Source organism: Hymenobacter sp. BRD128 (assembly GCF_013256625.1).
Taxonomy (GTDB): domain Bacteria; phylum Bacteroidota; class Bacteroidia; order Cytophagales; family Hymenobacteraceae; genus Hymenobacter.
Map to the genome: position 1 here is coordinate 1740410 of NZ_CP053908.1, position 14798 is coordinate 1755207.

Below are 14798 nucleotides of genomic sequence, written 5' to 3' on the forward strand. Positions count from 1 at the left end.
GGCCTTTGTAAAGATTAGCATAATTTAAACAAAAAAGCGGGCCAGCTTTCGCTGGCCCGCTCTTACGCAAAATAGCTTCGTTAGGCTAGCCGCTACTTGCCGCCGTTGTCGGCTAGGGCTTCTTTGCTGAGGCTAGCGGCATCTTTCACTACCACGTTGGCACCGTCTTTCAAGGTTTTCGACACGGCGCGGAAGGGGCCGCTGGCCACCTGCGTACCGGCCGAAATACCGCTCACAATTTCGATATTCTGAAAGTCGCTGATGCCGGTTTTGACGGGCGTCAGCACTGCCTTGCCGTTCTTTATCACGAATATCACCTCCTGAATGGCCGCCTTGGGCGCGGGCTTGCTGGCATCGACTACCTGGGCCGAGCCGGTGGCCCGTCCGCCGGGGCCGCTGCGGCCGCCGGCGGCTTCCGACTTGGTGGCGGCCGAGTCGGAGCGCGTTGTGACGGCGGCTAGCGGCACGCTCAGTACGCCCGCCTTGCGGTCGGCGATGATGTCGACCGAGGCCGTCATGCCCGGTCGGAAGGGCACGGTGCTGTGGCCGTTGGGCCCCGTCTTAATGAGGTGCTTATAGCTCTCGGGCAGCAGGCGCACGCGCACCTCAAACTCGGTCACGGCCTCGGCGGTGAGCGCGTCCTTGGCCGTGTTGGCGATGGCCGTCACGATGCCCTTAAACTTCTCATTCTTGGTAGTATAAGAGTCTACTTCCACGTCGGCCGAGTCGCCGAGCGCCACCCGAATGATATCATTCTCATTCACGCTCACCCGCACTTCCATATTGTTGAGGTTGGCAATGCGCATGATTTCGGTGCCCGCCATCTGGGTGGTGCCCACTACGCGCTCGCCTTTCTTCACGTTGAGCTTGCTCACGGTACCGCTTACCGGCGCGTAGATGGTGGTTTTGTTGAGGTTTTTTTGGGCCTCCTGCAAGCCGGCCTGGGCCGAGCGCACGGTACTCTGGGCGGCCGTTATCTGCGCCCGAATGGCCTTGAGCTGCTCCTGGGAGGCATTATAAGCGGCCTGGGCGGCCTCGTAGTCGGCCTGCGAAATAACCTTCTGCTTATAGAGCGACGCCTGGCGGCGGTAGGTCAGCTCGGTTTGCTTGGCATTGGCGGTTTGCTGCTCCAGCTGGGCCTGGGCCTGGCCTACGTTGGCGCGTTGCGTGCCCACGGCGGCCGACTGCTGGCTCACCATGGCCAGGTAGTTATCGGGCCGGATGCGCAGCAGCAGCTGGCCCTTCTTCACCGAGTCGCCTTCCTGCACGTAGAGCTCGATGATTTCGCCCGATACGTCGGGCGAGATTTTCACTTCCGTTTCGGGCTGCACCTTGCCCGAGGCACTCACTTTCTCCACAATGGTGGCCGGGCCGGCCGTGGCGGCCGTGATTTCGGTGCCGACAGGCTTGCCTACCCAGCCTTTTTTCTTCGCCACCGCGTAGCCGCCAATGAGCACGACTACGGCCACGGCCAGCATAATAAGTAAACGATTGTTCTTCATGGAAAAGAATCTAGTGTTTCATTGTCATTGCGGGCGCTAGCGCAGCAATCGCGCACAATTTTTAGTTACAAGGCCAGCGGCTTGCCTTGGTAAAAATCCAGCACCTTGCGCCGGAAAATGAAGGTATACTTGGCTTGCAATTGGTTAGAAACGGCGTAGTTGAGATTATTCTTGGCAATATTAAACTCGGTACCGCTGAGCAGGCCGTTGTTGAAGCGGATTTCCGAGTTGCGCTGCGTGAGCGTGAGGGCGGCTACCTGGCGCTTGGCGGCGGCATACTGCAGCTGGGCGGCGCGGGCGTCGGCGTAGGCCTGCTCGATGCTCTGGCGCAGCGTGAGGCGAGCCTGCTCGGCCTGCAGCTGGGCCTGCTCGGCGGCAATGATAGTGCGCTGCACGTTGGTGCGCACCTGCAAGCCGTTGAGAATCGGAATGCTGAGCGCAAACTGCACCTGCTGGCCCAGGTTCTGGTTGAGCTGGTCCCAGTAACCCTGGGGAAGGCTGGTTACGTTGCGCTGGTAGGTTATCACGCTCAGCGGCGTGAGCGGCGAGCCCGGCGTGCCGGGGTTCTGCACGAAAAAGGTGGTGCGCCGGGCCGTCGAATCGCTGCCGACCTGCGTCACGGTACGGGCCGATGAAAAGCCGCTGAACACGCTGCCCGCCAGGGCCAGGCGCGGGTAGTAGGCGCCCCGGGCCAGGTCGATGGTGCGGCCGGCACTGAGCACCCGCAGGTCGGCGGCCTTGATTTCGGGCTGGCGGGTGGCCGCTCCTTGATACACCTCGTTGGTATTCAGGGCCAGGGCGTTTTCCTCGTCGGGGTCGGGCAGGTCGGGCACCTCAATTTGAAAGTCGGGGTTGGCGGCCGGGTCCAGGTTGAGCTGTTGCAGGAGGTTGAGGCGGGCAATGGTGGCCTGGTTTTGCGCGGTGGTCACGTTCAGCTCGTCGGTAGCCAGCTGGCTCTGACTATCGAGCAGGGTGCTTTCCGGAATGCTGCCGGCTTGCAGCAGCAGCTTGGTGCGGGCAATCTGCTCCTGGTCGCGCGCCACGTAAAACTGGTTGGCGCGCACCAGCTCCTGGGCCAGCACCAGCTGCAAGAATAACGAAGCCACGTTGAGGCTCAAATCATTGCGGGTCTTCTGCACGTCGGCCTCGCTAGCCTGCAAGTCGAGGGCATTGCGCCGAATGGTGTTGCGCAGCTGAAAGCCCTGAAACAGCACCAGCTGCGAGTTGCCCGAGAAGTTATTGGAGCGTACCGTCTGGCTCTGAAACTGATACGTGAGCGGGTTCACGCTGGTGCCGTACTGCCAAGCCTGAGAAGCGCTGATATTGGCCGTGGGCAGCAGCGCCGCCTTACTCTGGCGCAAAATCTGGGCGTTGCTGCGCACCGTAAGCTGGTTGATGCGCACCCCGATGTTGTGCTCCAGCGCGTAGTCGATGGCGCGCTGCAAGCCCCAGGGACCGGTAGCGGCCACCGCCGGGCTAGCCAGCGCAGCGGCCGGGGGTGAGGCCGGGCGGGCAGGGCTGGTTTGGGCGGCCAGCGGGGCGGCGGCCAGCAGGCCCGCCAGCCCCACCGAGGCCCGTAACAGGCGCGTACTTAGTGCAGTCATAGTAGAAAAAGAAAGAGCTAATGTAGTCGCTTGTTGGTTGCCCTTCGGTAAGGAAGCGTGGCCGACCCGCCGATATTTTTGGCTAATCGGTGGGGCTAGCCAGCGGCGCGGGGCGCAGCTATCGCCAGTCAGCTCAGCGCATTACTGACGTTCACCAGAATATCACCAAAACCGACGGGCGAAAGTAGGGCGCCTTACTCCAAGGTCGGAATGTATGTGATGCGCTGCACCCAGCTCAGGTGGCGTAAGTAAGCCAGGGTCAAGTCATTAATAGCGCTATCCATTTCAATAAACTGCCGCGCGGCCTCATTTTTCCCCTTGCGCGACACGAACATGGTAGCAATGTTGCAGTCGTCGTGGGCGATAACCGAGGCGATAAAAGCAATGGAGCCCGGCACATCCTGGGCATCGACGATGAGCGTGTGCAGCGAGCCCGAAAAGTCGCAGCCAAAGCCATCGACCTCCACAATGCGAATAACGCCGCCGCCCCGGCTCTGGCCCATTACCTCGACCTGGTGGCCATCGGGTCCAGTAAGGTTGAGCTTAATCGTATTCGGGTGCAGCGTCGAGGCATTGCCCACGCTCTGAAACGTATACTGCAAGCCCGCCTCGGCGGCGTGGTCGAAAGCCGTGCGGATGCGCGTATCGTCGGTGGCATAGCCCAGCAGGCCAGCCACGATGGCGCGGTCGGAGCCGTGGCCCTCGTAAGTGCGGGCAAACGAGTTGTAAAACGTGATAACCGCCTCGGTAGGCAGCGCCCCCAGGATGCGGATGGCGGCCCGCGCAATGCGCACCACGCCGGCCGTGTGCGACGAGCTGGGCCCAATCATCACCGGTCCTATCATGTCAAAAATGCTGGATTTTTCGGCCACCTGAAGAGAATTATGAGTTATAAATTATGAGTTATGAATTGGAAAAGCGAGCCCAGCGCCCGGTTCGCTATTCCGGTTATACTTCATGCCTCTCAACGCCCCAAAAGTAGCGGGCGCCAGCCCATCGGCCGGTGCCCAGCCCGCCCTGCCGATATTTGCGCCGCTCACCACTCCCCCGCCGATGGCTCCTTCGCCTCCCTCCCCTGCCTCGCCCGAAGCCGAGTTTTCGCCGGCTGTGCTGGCCCAGCTGCGCCGCCTGCAGGCCCGGTACGCTCCCGATGGCCAGGACCTGGCCGCTTACCTGGAAGGCCTGTATCACGCTGACTACGTGAATTATTGGGACTACATCGAGCTCGATACGCTGCTGAGCCTGCAGCGCCCGCTCACCAAGTTTCCCGACGAGAAAATCTTCATCATCTACCACCAGATTACGGAGCTGTATTTCAAGCTCTGCCTGCACGAGTACGAGCAGCTGGGTGCCCTGGCCGAGCCCACACTGGGTGAAGTGGTGCTGCGCCTGGGCCGCGTAAACCGCTACTTCGAGAACCTCATCGACTCGTTCGACGTGATGGTGGATGGCATGGACAAGCAGCAGTTTCTGCAGTTTCGAATGAGTTTGATGCCCGCCTCGGGCTTCCAGAGCGTGCAGTACCGCTTTATTGAAATTGCCAGCACGGCCCTCGAAAACCTGGTGCCCGCCGAGAAGCGCCGCCTGCTCGGCGACGCGCCCACCCACGAGGAGTTTATGGGTTGCATCTACTGGCAGGCCGGCGCCACCGTGGAGGAAACCGGCGCCAAGGCCCTGACCCTGGTCGAGTTTGAGCGCAAGTACACCGGCCAGCTCGTGGCCCACGCCCGGCACTTCGAGCACCGCAACGCCTGGGCCGTGGTGCAGCGCCTGCCCGAGGCCGACCGCCGCCACCCGCGCCTGGTGCGCGCCCTCAAGCAGCTCGATGTGAACGTGAACGTAAACTGGCCGCTGATGCACTACAAGTCGGCCGTGCGCTACCTCCAGCGCGACCCCACCGACGTGCCCGCCACCGGCGGCACCAACTGGCGGAACTACCTGCCGCCCAAGTTTCAGCGCCGCATCTTCTACCCGCAGCTGTGGAGCGCCCAGGAATTGGAGGAATGGGGCAAGGGATGGGTGGAAAAGGTGCTGGAGGAAATTATCACGGCTTAATTAATCACTTCGCACTTGAAGCCCATGAGACTACATTTATCAGAAAACCAATTACAAACTCAAATTAGGTATTTTGCCTACTATGAAATAGCATCAGGCATTCTCACAACTGGTTTTGTTGTGTTTTTATTGGCTCAGACTACAAGTTTATTAGGGCTGGCATTACTACTATACGTAGGTTTCTTAGCCTTGACTGGCTTCACTATCTACTGTGGCTATCTTACGCTAAAGCACCCCTATCGGGGCTTGCAATTAAGTAGAATTAGTTTGATGACTCAATTTTTAGGATTCGCTGCCGGAGGCTATTCATTCCGATATTTTGCTGGACCATTTTTGGCTATCAGCGCCGACTTAACCAATGACCTAATTCTTCGGGCTGAGTTTGCTTTCGGAGAATTTAATTTCAAGATTAATGGCTCATCTGACACACTACTATTATCTATCAATGCGGTGGCAATGTTATTGTTTTGGCGCACAACCTTTTGGTTAAACGAATGGCATATCCGTTATATTAAAACTCGAGTTTTATTGGCTGAATAACTATTTTATAAATAAAAATAATTTGTAAATTATATTATTTAAACTGATTTACTATTATTCCTCCTCAATTAGTGCTTACTACTCGTCTGACGTCTCTCGTCCTGCTAGTCCTGCTAGCCCCCGCCACCTCCTTCGCCCAAGTCGTTACGCCCGACTCACCGCTGCCCCGGCTGCTGGCCGAGCGCAAGGTGCTCACCCGCCAGTATGCCGAGGCTAACGCGCAGCGCCACGGCCTGCTGGGTCTCAGCAACAAGCCTTCTAAAAAGGACTTGCAGGACGTGGTAGATGCCCTGCAAGGCATCGTGAACAAGGACGAGCAGATAGTGGCCGCGCTCAATGAAACGGCCGCGCAGGCCCAGACCACCGCTGCCCAGCTTCAAACCACGACCACGACGCTGCAAAACACCGGCCGCGACGACCGCAACCTCACCGCCCAGCGCCTCAGCGAGTTGCAGGACGAGCAGCAGAACCTGCAAGAGCGCCTGCGCCAGGCCACCGACAAGCAGCGCACGCTGGAAGCCGACCTGCACGAAGCCCAGCAGGGCCGCACCGTGCGCGATGGCTTGGTGGTGGCCCTGGCGCTAGCCTGCGCGGGGCTGGTTTTTTGGCGGCGGCGGCGCTAGGCCAGCCGGGCGCCGGCCCTAACTTGGGCTGCCAAGTACGCCCCCCGGTTGCCGCCCATGATACCCTTTTCCGAAGACCAGGCCACGGCCCTCGTCACCGACCCCGGCACGCTGAAGCGCGGCCAGGAGCTGGCTAGCCCGGCCAACTGGGCCGGCCTGGGCCGTACCAATACGGCCGCCTGGGGCGAGTGCGCCGGCAGCGGCAGCCGCCCCTACCTCACGGGTATCGACCTCACGGAGCCGGCGTTTAAGTGCTCGTGCCCGAGCCAGGTGTTTCCGTGCAAGCACGGGGCCGGGTTGTTGCTGCTACTGGCCCGGCAGCCGGCGCTGCTGGCACCCGGCGTGCCGCCCGCCTGGCTGGCCGAGTGGCTGGCCCGTCGCCAAAGCAAAAGCGCAGCACAAGCGGCGGCTAAACCCGCCAAAAAGCCAGCTACCGGCGCCACCGAAGCTAGCCCGCCGGCCGCCGCTCCCGCACCCGCCGCCCTATCCAGCGCCACCCAGCAAAAGCGCGAAGCACAGCGCCAGGCCCGCATGCAGACCGGCGCCGAAGACCTCGAAACCTGGCTGCTCGACCTGCTGCGCGCCGGCCTGGCCGACCTCGCCGGCAAGCCTCGCAGCCTGTGGGAAAACCAGGCCGCCCGCCTCGTTGACAACCAGCTGCCCGGCCTGGCCGCCGCCTTGCGCGAGCTGGCCGACTACCCCACCGCCGGCCCGGCCTGGGCCGCCCGCCTGCTAGCCCGCCTCGGCGAAATCTACCTGCTGCTGCGCACCTTTCTGAACCGCGAAAACCTGGCGCCCGCCGCCCGGCAGGACGTGGCTCAGCACGTCGGCCTCACGCTCAAAAAAGAAGTGCTGCTGGCTGACCCGGCCGCCCTCGCCATTGCGGATACCTGGCTGGTGCTGGGCCAGCATACCTGGCCCGAAGAGCGCCTCACCGGCCGCCGCAGCTGGCTGCATGGCCAACACTCGGGTCGCTTAGCGCTGCTGCTGGAATTTGCGTTTGGCAGCCGGGCGTTTGCCACGATGCTCGTGCCGCAAGCGAGGTACGCGGGCGAATTGGTGTTTTATCCGGGTTTGCTGCGGCTGCGGGCGGTAGCCAGCGCCAGCCTCGCGCGCCGGTCCGATGCGGCAGGCGGCTGGCCCGCGCCCCGCACTCTGGCTAGCCTGCTCGACGCCTATGCCGCCAGCCTGGCCCGCCAGCCGTGGCTGCGTGAACTACCGGCCAGCGTATGGGCCACAGTGGGCCGGAGCGCGGCGGGCACCTGGCAGCTGCACGACCCTGCGACGGGTGCGGCCCTGCCCCTGACGCTACCCGACGGGCTACGCGGCTGGCACCTGCTGGCCCTGAGCGGTGGGCAGCCCCTGGCCTTGTTTGGCGAGTGGGACGGCCAGGCGTTTCGCGTGCTCAGCTATTGGTGGGCGAAACCAGCCGGGGTGCTGCCAGTGCCCGCCGCCAGCCCCAGTGCGCCAACAGCGCCCGCCCCACCTCCGGCCAATCCCTGGCCTACGCTGCTGCGCGTGGCGTTGTTAGGCACTCGGCAAAGCACCGAGGCCCTGCCCAGCCTGGATTTGGGCGACTTTCCGGCGGCCGACAGCCGCGAGCAGCAGCTTTTGCTGAGTGCCGGCACGCTGGCATTGCTGCGCAAAGCTGGCTTCCAGTTGGTGGCTAGCCCCCTGCCAGCGCCGGCCCCACCCGAAACCCGGCCGCTGGTGGGGCCAGCGGGCCACGCGCTGCTGCGCCAGCTGCTGAGCCGCCCGCATTATCGCCCGCTCCTCAGCGACTATTTGCAGAATATGGGCCAGCACCAGCGGGTAGTGCCCCCCGCGCTGCTTGCCAAGGTACTGGGCTGGGTGCAGGAGCAACCCTGGGCCGCACCATTCGTGGAGGAAGCGCTGGGTGAGCGGGGCCGCTGGCTAGCCGCCCAAAACTCCGCTTGGCACTTCATCCTAGTTGCCGCCACCCAGCACGTGCCCACCGAGGCCGACTGGCTCACCGGCCCCCCGCCGCGCCGCCGGCTTTACCTCGAGCAGCAACTACTTGCTGACCCGGGCCACGCGGCCCGGCTACTGGCCGAAACCCTGCCGCAAGAACCCGCCGCCACGCAAGTAGCCCTGCTGGGCGCACTCGACGCATTGCCGCTAGCCGCCCCACTGCCCACCGAGTTTGGGCCGGTGCTGGAGCCGGTGCTCATCAGCCGGGCTAAAGAGGTGCGCCAAACGGCCGCCCGCTGGCTAGCCCGCACCGCCGAAAATCCGCTGCTGCCGCGCCTGTGGGGCCGCGCGGCGCCGCTCATCAAACATAAAACCAAGCTGCTGGGCCGCGATACGCTGGCCATCACCCTGCCCACCTGGTCGGCCGAGTGGCAGCGCGACGGCATCGAGCAGAAAAATACGGACTACGCCGGGGGCGAAAAAGCCGCGCAGCTCGGCCAGCTGCTAGCCCTGCTGCCGCCCAGCTTTTGGGCCACGGCCTGGGGCGTGAGCGCCACCCAGGCCGTGGCCCTGGCGGCCGCCTCCGAGTGGGCGGCGGTACTACTGCCGGCCTGGCTGCGGGCCGCCCGCCTGCACCACGATGCCGAGTTTGCACTGGCCCTGCTGCTGCACGAGGCTAGCCAGCCCAGCCTGCCGCCCAAGTCGCGCCTGCTGGTCGAAGCCTCGTGGGTGCTGGCGCCCGGTCAAAAAGAAACCTGGCTGCTGGCCGCGCTCCCGGCCTCGGCCGCCGCACTGCCGCCTGGCAATGGCTGGGCCCACTGGCTGCCGCTGGCCGCGCAGCCCTGGTCGGCGGCGCTGTGGCAGCGGGCGCTGCCGCTGCTGCGGGCGGCCCTGCGCCAGCCGGCGTCGTGGGCACCCGAGCAAACCGACCTCGACCAGGCCGTGCGCAGCCTGCTGTTTGCGCTAGGGTCTAGTGACGAGCCCGGCCTGCTGGCCCACCTCCCCACCGGCCTGGGCGAGCTCTCCGAGGTGCAGCCCCGCTTTGCCGAAGAAGTGGCGCAGGTGCTGGAGCTGCTGGAGCTGCGTCCTCGCTTGACCGCTAGCTTGCTGGAAGGACCTAACTCTTAATTAGATGACCTAACTTACTACCTAACCCCAGAAGCACGTCATGCTTCCCTGTGGTCAGCATGACGTGCTTTTTTGCCTTGCTCACTGTTGACTACCATTAGCACTCACTTAAGAAATGACCGCCCTCCGCCCCCACGTCGAAGACCTGTACGCCGAAGAGCTGGCCGCCCTGCGCGCCGCCGACGACCGCCCCAAGCCGCCGGGCTGGCAGCTGTCGCCCTGGGCGGTGGTGACGTATGTGCTAGGGGGGAAGCTGGATAACGGCTTCGAGGTTGAACCCAAATACATCGGCCAGCGGCGACTCATGGAAATAGCGGTGGCCACGCTAGCCACCGACCGCGCCCTGCTGCTGCTGGGCGTGCCCGGCACCGCCAAAAGCTGGGTGAGCGAGCACCTGGCCGCCGCCATCAGCGGGCACACCAACCTGCTGGTGCAGGGCACCGCCGGCACCGCCGAAGACAGCCTGCGCTACTCCTGGAACTACGCCCGCCTGCTGGCCGAGGGGCCCTCACTGGCGGCGCTGGTACCCAGCCCGCTCTACCGCGGCATGCAGGACGGCCAGCTCGTGCGAATCGAGGAACTGACCCGCATCCCGTCCGACGTGCAGGACACGCTGCTCACTATGCTCTCCGAAAAAGTGCTACCGATACCCGAGCTGAGTACCGAGATTCAGGCCACCCAGGGCTTCAACATCATCGCCACCGCCAACGACCGCGACCGGGGCGTGAACGAACTGAGCAGCGCCCTGCGCCGCCGCTTCAATGCTGTGGTGCTGCCCCTGCCCGCTAGCCTCGACGAGGAAGTGCGCATCGTGCAAACCCGCGTTGAGAAGCAAGGCCGCACCTTGCAGCTGCCCGCCGAGGCCCCGGCCCTGGCCCAGATTCAGCGCCTCGTCACGGTGTTTCGGGAGCTGCGCCAGGGCCGCACCGACAACGGCAAAACCAAGCTCAAGAGCCCAAGCGGCACGCTCAGCACCGGCGAGGCCATCTCGGTAATGAACGCCGGCCAGGCCCTGGCCGCTTACTTCGGCGACGGCACCCTGCGCGCCGCCGACCTGGCCGCCGGCCTCACCGGCGCCGTCATCAAAGACCCCGCCCCGACCGCGTGGTGTGGCTCGAATACCTCGAAACCGTGGTGAAGGAGCGCGACGGCTGGCAGGATTTGTACCGGGCGTGCCGGGAAGTGGTGGAGTAGCAGGTGTGCAATTGAGCCCGGGCCGGCATCAGGAATACGGGCATGGCCCTCTGTGTACTCATTCTTCCCGCGCTTTCCTATGAATTCCCGTCTACGCTGCCTGGCGCCTGGCCATCTGCTCACCTTTTTTTTAGTTGTTGCCGCGCTGCTAGGGTGCAGGCCAGCCTCTTTGCCGCCGAGAAACTACCGGGAGGTGCTCGTCGTCAATCATACCATCTGGCTGCTGACAGCAGCCGGCAAAATTGAGGTCTACGATGCGCAGGGCACTCCGCAGCCGCTTCCCTCGGTGGCGGCAGTTACGGCCCAGCACCTCGCCACCGATGGTGACAATGTACTTGCCCAGATTGGCAGTCGGCTGGCACGCTGGAACGTGGCTAAATCGAGGTGGGAAACCGTCGGTAAAATGCCGGCCACCGCCTTTGGCATCGCTGCCAACCGCCAGCACCGCGTGTTTGCCGTCACCACCGAGGGCGTGCTTGAGGTGGGCACCGGCAAAACCTACCTCCCAACTTCATGGCCCAACCACCAGCTGCGGCAGCTCACCGCTTTCGGCCAGCCCGCCGCCTGCTTTATGGATAGCGAGGACCGGCTGTGGCTAGGCTTCGGGTACGGGGAATGGGGCGGCAATATCTTTGCTTTTGACACCAATAAGCACAAATTCAGCGACTTGCAATTCAACAAGTTCAACATAGAGCTAAGTCCGGTGAAGTCGTTCTTTCAGCTTCCCAACGGCGTGGGCGTTTCGGCGGGGCTGCAGCACTTCACCAATTCCGGGACGCTGGCTGAATTTACGCCCGCCGGGGCCCGCCTGCTCTACGATACCTGGGCCGACCGCGACACGGCCCGGACCAGGCAGCCCCACTTTACAGAGCAACCTTACATTGGCCCCGCTACCTACGACGCAGCCGCCAACCAGCTTTATTTTTATTCGCAGCTGGGCGTCTACCAAGCGCCTTATGGCCAAGACCTTACCAAGCTAACCAGCTGGCACAAGGTGTTCGAGCCCCGGTTGCACTGGCGCAGCGGCCAGCCCGATGCCATAGGGTCGCCCATGAACGTGCTAGCCATGCTGGCGCTCGGCGAAGGCAAGCTGGTTCTGCTAACCCAGAACGATGGGGCAGGCATCTGGAACGGCCATTCCTTCGAGCTGCTGACTCCGTAAGTCCTACGCCTACAGCACCCCGAGCCACACATTGGCCGCGCCCTCATCCACGAAGCGGGCAAACTGCACGGGGCTGGTGGCCGAGCAGTTGCTATAGGCCTGGGGCAGGCTGGCTAGGTAGTCGGGCAGCACCAGCACGCCCACGCGCAGCGGCTCGCCCAGCGCCTGCTGCACCTGGGGCAGGTATTGGGTAGTTACCCATTCGGCGCTGTTGGGGCAGCGGCACACGCGGCGGCGCGAGTCGATGAGCCAGTGGCCGCAGCCGTGGTGCAGCGCCGCCCGGTGCAGGGCATTGTAGCCGAGGCGCAGCTCCGTTTCGGTGACGGAGCGCAGCCAGCGGCCCATCAGCAGGCCCAGGTCGGGGCGGTAAGTGACTTCTAAAAACGTGGAGGAGAAGAGGTCCGAGTTCATAGGCAACGGCTGAGGAATTGCAGAAAAGAGAGCGGCAGGATACCTGAACCTACGAAGTCTGAAAAACGGGCGGTTTGGATGAATCCGTCCCAAATACGTGTTCTTTTTGGTACTTTATTGCTTTTTTGTCCTATTTTGACACCACCACCTTTGCCCTTACCCGCCACTACTACTTATTCCGGATACAGTACAAAACCGATGGCACGCCGGTAGCGCCCGGTGCAAACTTGCGGGCGATTTTCTCTACCTTGCTGCTTGCCCATGACCGCCCCCTGGCGACAGAAGTTGCTTAGCCCGCAAGTCCCTGGCCAATTATCTTTTTTCATATGCCCTCCGACCTGCGCCTTTTCGGCATTCGACACCACGGCCCCGGCAGCGCCGCCAGCCTGGGGGCCGCGCTCGATGCCTTTCGGCCCGACATCGTGCTGCTCGAATGCCCGGCCGATGGTGAGGCCGCGCTGGCCACCCTCGCCGACCCCGAGCTGGTGCCACCGGTAGCGCTGCTTTTATATAACCCCAGGCAGCAGGGCCAGGCGTCGTTTCTGCCGTTTGCCGAGTTTTCGCCCGAATGGCAGGCGGTGCGCTGGTGCCAGCGCGCGAGCGCTCACGTGCGCTGCTTCGATTTGCCGCTCGGGCTGCGGTTTGCGAATGCGGAATTGGGAAATAAGAGGGAGGAAGTAAAAGCCAGTGAGCTGGCCAATTCCTCAGAAAGCGCTGACCCCGAGGCACCGGCAGAACCTCCTACCAGTGCCCAATTCCTCATTCCCAATTCTTCCTTAACCCAAGACCCCGTGGCCTACCTGGCCGGGCTAGCCGGCTACACCGACCCCGAGCAGTGGTGGGAAACGCACCTGGAGCACGCGCCCGGCCACGCCGACACCTTTGCCCTGGTACTGGAATTGATGACGGCTCTGCGCGAAGAATCGGCCCGGCCCGAAACCGCCGAAACGCTGCTGCGCGAAGCCTATATGCGCGAAACCCTGCGCGCTACCCTGGCCCAGGGCTATCCGCGCGTGGCCGTGGTATGCGGCGCCTGGCACGCGCCGGTGCTTATCGACCCCAATTTCCAGAAAAAAGAAGATAAGGCGCTACTCAAAGGCTTGAAAAAGATGCCCATCGCCGCCACCTGGATACCCTGGACGTATGAGCGGCTGTCGCTCAGCGCGGGCTACGGGGCGGGCGTGCTGTCGCCGGCCTGGTACGAGCTGCTGTTCACCCAGCCGCGCGCTACCGTGGTGACGCAGTGGATGGTGCGCGCCGCCCGCCTGCTGCGCGACCAAGATTTGGATGCTTCCTCGGCCCACGCCATCGAGGCCGTGCGGCTGGCTAATACGCTGGCCGCCGTGCGCGGGCTAGCCCTGCCGGGCATTACCGAATTGCAGGAAGCCGCCGTGGCCCTGCTGGGCGGCGGCTACGCCGAGGGACTGGCGGTGGTCGAACAGGAACTGGTAATCGGCAAAAAGCTGGGGGCGGTGCCGCCCGGCCAGCCCGCCACGCCCTTGCAGCAAGACCTGGCCCAGCAGCAGAAAACCTTGCGCCTCAAGCCCGTGCCCGACCGCCAGCCGCTGGCCCTCGACCTGCGCCAGGCAACGCATCTGTTGCGCAGCCACCTGCTGCACCGCCTGCGCCTACTCGATATAAAGTGGGGCCAGCCGCAGCGCGTGGCGGGCGGCAAGGCCGGCACGTTTCACGAGGAATGGGAACTGGCCTGGCCGCCCGATATGGCCCTGGCCGTGCTCGACGCCGGCCGCTGGGGCAACACCGTGCTGGCCGCCGCGGCCGCCCGCGCCACGGCCCGCGCCGCCGAAACCACCACGCTGGAAGCCGTGGGCAGCCTGCTCGAAGAAGTCCTGCGCGCCGACCTCAGCCCGGCCATCGCGGCGCTGGTAGTTCGCCTCGAAACCCTGGCCGCCGACACCCGCGACGTAACGCACCTGCTGGCCGCCCTGCCCCCGCTGGCCCAGGTGCTGCGCTACGGCAACGTGCGCCGCACCGACACTGCCCAGGTGGCCCAGGTGGTGCAGCAGCTGGTGCCGCGCCTGGCCATCGGCCTGCCCGCCGCCTGCGCGGGCCTCGACCTCGACGCGGCCCGGCCCCTGCTGGAGAAAATCGAGGCTAGCCACGCCGCCATTCGGCTGCTGCAAGAGGCTGCCCACGAAGCCGACTGGTACGCCGCGCTGGGCGCCGTGCAGCGCAGCGCGGCTAGCAACGGCCTGCTGGCCGGGGCCGCCGCCCGCCTGCTCTTCGACGCGCAGCAGGCCGACACCGAGGCCACGGCTGCCGTGCTGGGCCTGGCGCTGGCCCCCGCCCAGCCCACGGCCTACGCCACGGCCTGGATTGAAGGGTTTTTGCGCGGCTTGGGGCTGGTGCTCATTCACCACCGGCCCTTGTTCGACCTGCTCAATACTTGGCTGGGGAGCCTTGCCGAAGCCACGTTTCGCGAAACGGTGCCGCTGCTGCGCCGGGCATTTTCGGAGTTCTCGCCGCCCGAGCGCCGGCAGCTTATGGACCTGGCGGCGGCCGGGCCGGCGGCACCTACCGCCGCAGTCGAAGAACTGGATTTTGACTGGGAGCGCGGGGCACGGGTGCTGCCGGTGCTGCGCACGCTGCTCGGCACGCCGGTGCCGGCCTAGCGGAAGCGCGTTGA

11 protein-coding genes are annotated in these 14798 nt (G+C 64.1%); 7 read left to right on the plus strand and 4 right to left on the minus strand.

From position 1 onward, the window contains the following. Positions 1-92: 92 nt before the first annotated feature. From GKZ68_RS07730 to sdaAB, 3 genes are all read right to left on the minus strand, one after another. Positions 93-1502: an efflux RND transporter periplasmic adaptor subunit gene (locus tag GKZ68_RS07730; protein WP_173112841.1), complete on the minus strand. Its 1410-nt coding sequence runs from the start codon at positions 1500-1502 to the stop codon at positions 93-95. 65 nt (positions 1503-1567) lie between these two features. Further along, on the minus strand, positions 1568-3106 hold the full coding sequence (locus GKZ68_RS07735; RefSeq protein WP_173112844.1) for a TolC family protein: 1539 nt from the start codon (positions 3104-3106) through the stop codon (positions 1568-1570). A 194-nt stretch (positions 3107-3300) separates the two neighbouring features. Further along, on the minus strand, positions 3301-3978 hold the full coding sequence (gene sdaAB / locus GKZ68_RS07740; RefSeq protein WP_173112847.1) for an L-serine ammonia-lyase, iron-sulfur-dependent subunit beta: 678 nt from the start codon (positions 3976-3978) through the stop codon (positions 3301-3303). A gap of 85 nt (positions 3979-4063) precedes the next feature. On the opposite strand from sdaAB, the gene GKZ68_RS07745 reads away from it, so the two are divergent. The 6 genes from GKZ68_RS07745 (at position 4064) to GKZ68_RS07770 (ending at position 11740) form a co-directional block, all read left to right on the plus strand. Beyond that, complete coding sequence (locus GKZ68_RS07745; RefSeq protein WP_367949213.1) at positions 4064-5161, plus strand: tryptophan 2,3-dioxygenase family protein; 1098 nt, start codon at positions 4064-4066, stop codon at positions 5159-5161. Between the two features lie 24 nt (positions 5162-5185). Next, positions 5186-5701, plus strand: a complete 516-nt coding sequence (locus GKZ68_RS07750; RefSeq protein WP_173112850.1) for a hypothetical protein — start codon at positions 5186-5188, stop codon at positions 5699-5701. A gap of 71 nt (positions 5702-5772) precedes the next feature. Continuing rightward, positions 5773-6324 carry a hypothetical protein gene (locus GKZ68_RS07755; RefSeq protein WP_173112853.1) on the plus strand — a complete coding sequence of 184 codons (552 nt, stop codon included), beginning with the start codon at positions 5773-5775 and terminating at the stop codon, positions 6322-6324. Between the two features lie 57 nt (positions 6325-6381). Next, entirely contained in the window at positions 6382-9384 is a 3003-nt protein-coding gene (locus GKZ68_RS07760) for a DUF5691 domain-containing protein (protein WP_173112856.1), read from the plus strand. A gap of 115 nt (positions 9385-9499) precedes the next feature. Further along, the gene (locus tag GKZ68_RS07765; RefSeq protein ID WP_254244204.1) at positions 9500-10522 is read left to right on the plus strand and encodes an AAA family ATPase; all 1023 of its coding nucleotides are present in this window, start codon (positions 9500-9502) and stop codon (positions 10520-10522) included. A 135-nt stretch (positions 10523-10657) separates the two neighbouring features. Next, complete coding sequence (locus GKZ68_RS07770; protein ID WP_173112859.1) at positions 10658-11740, plus strand: hypothetical protein; 1083 nt, start codon at positions 10658-10660, stop codon at positions 11738-11740. Between the two features lie 9 nt (positions 11741-11749). On the opposite strand, the gene GKZ68_RS07775 is transcribed toward GKZ68_RS07770, so the two are convergent. Further along, positions 11750-12151 carry a hypothetical protein gene (locus GKZ68_RS07775; RefSeq protein ID WP_173112861.1) on the minus strand — a complete coding sequence of 134 codons (402 nt, stop codon included), beginning with the start codon at positions 12149-12151 and terminating at the stop codon, positions 11750-11752. A 326-nt stretch (positions 12152-12477) separates the two neighbouring features. Here GKZ68_RS07775 and GKZ68_RS07780 point away from each other — a divergent pair, with 326 nt between their 5' ends. Beyond that, positions 12478-14784: a DUF5682 family protein gene (locus GKZ68_RS07780; RefSeq protein WP_173112864.1), complete on the plus strand. Its 2307-nt coding sequence runs from the start codon at positions 12478-12480 to the stop codon at positions 14782-14784. Positions 14785-14798: the final 14 nt, after the last annotated feature.

What these genes read in the sequence shown, in the direction of transcription:
- GKZ68_RS07760 (WP_173112856.1), top strand. Translation starts at nt 6,382, where the DNA reads ATGATACCCTTTTCCGAAGACCAGGCCACGGCCCTCGTCACCGACCCC.
- GKZ68_RS07780 (WP_173112864.1), top strand. Translation starts at nt 12,478, where the DNA reads ATGCCCTCCGACCTGCGCCTTTTCGGCATTCGACACCACGGCCCCGGC.
- GKZ68_RS07745 (WP_367949213.1), top strand. Translation starts at nt 4,064, where the DNA reads ATGCCTCTCAACGCCCCAAAAGTAGCGGGCGCCAGCCCATCGGCCGGT.
- GKZ68_RS07770 (WP_173112859.1), top strand. Translation starts at nt 10,658, where the DNA reads ATGAATTCCCGTCTACGCTGCCTGGCGCCTGGCCATCTGCTCACCTTT.
- GKZ68_RS07765 (WP_254244204.1), top strand. Translation starts at nt 9,500, where the DNA reads ATGACCGCCCTCCGCCCCCACGTCGAAGACCTGTACGCCGAAGAGCTG.
- GKZ68_RS07775 (WP_173112861.1), bottom strand. Translation starts at nt 12,151, where the DNA reads ATGAACTCGGACCTCTTCTCCTCCACGTTTTTAGAAGTCACTTACCGC.
- GKZ68_RS07735 (WP_173112844.1), bottom strand. Translation starts at nt 3,106, where the DNA reads ATGACTGCACTAAGTACGCGCCTGTTACGGGCCTCGGTGGGGCTGGCG.
- GKZ68_RS07750 (WP_173112850.1), top strand. Translation starts at nt 5,186, where the DNA reads ATGAGACTACATTTATCAGAAAACCAATTACAAACTCAAATTAGGTAT.
- GKZ68_RS07730 (WP_173112841.1), bottom strand. Translation starts at nt 1,502, where the DNA reads ATGAAGAACAATCGTTTACTTATTATGCTGGCCGTGGCCGTAGTCGTG.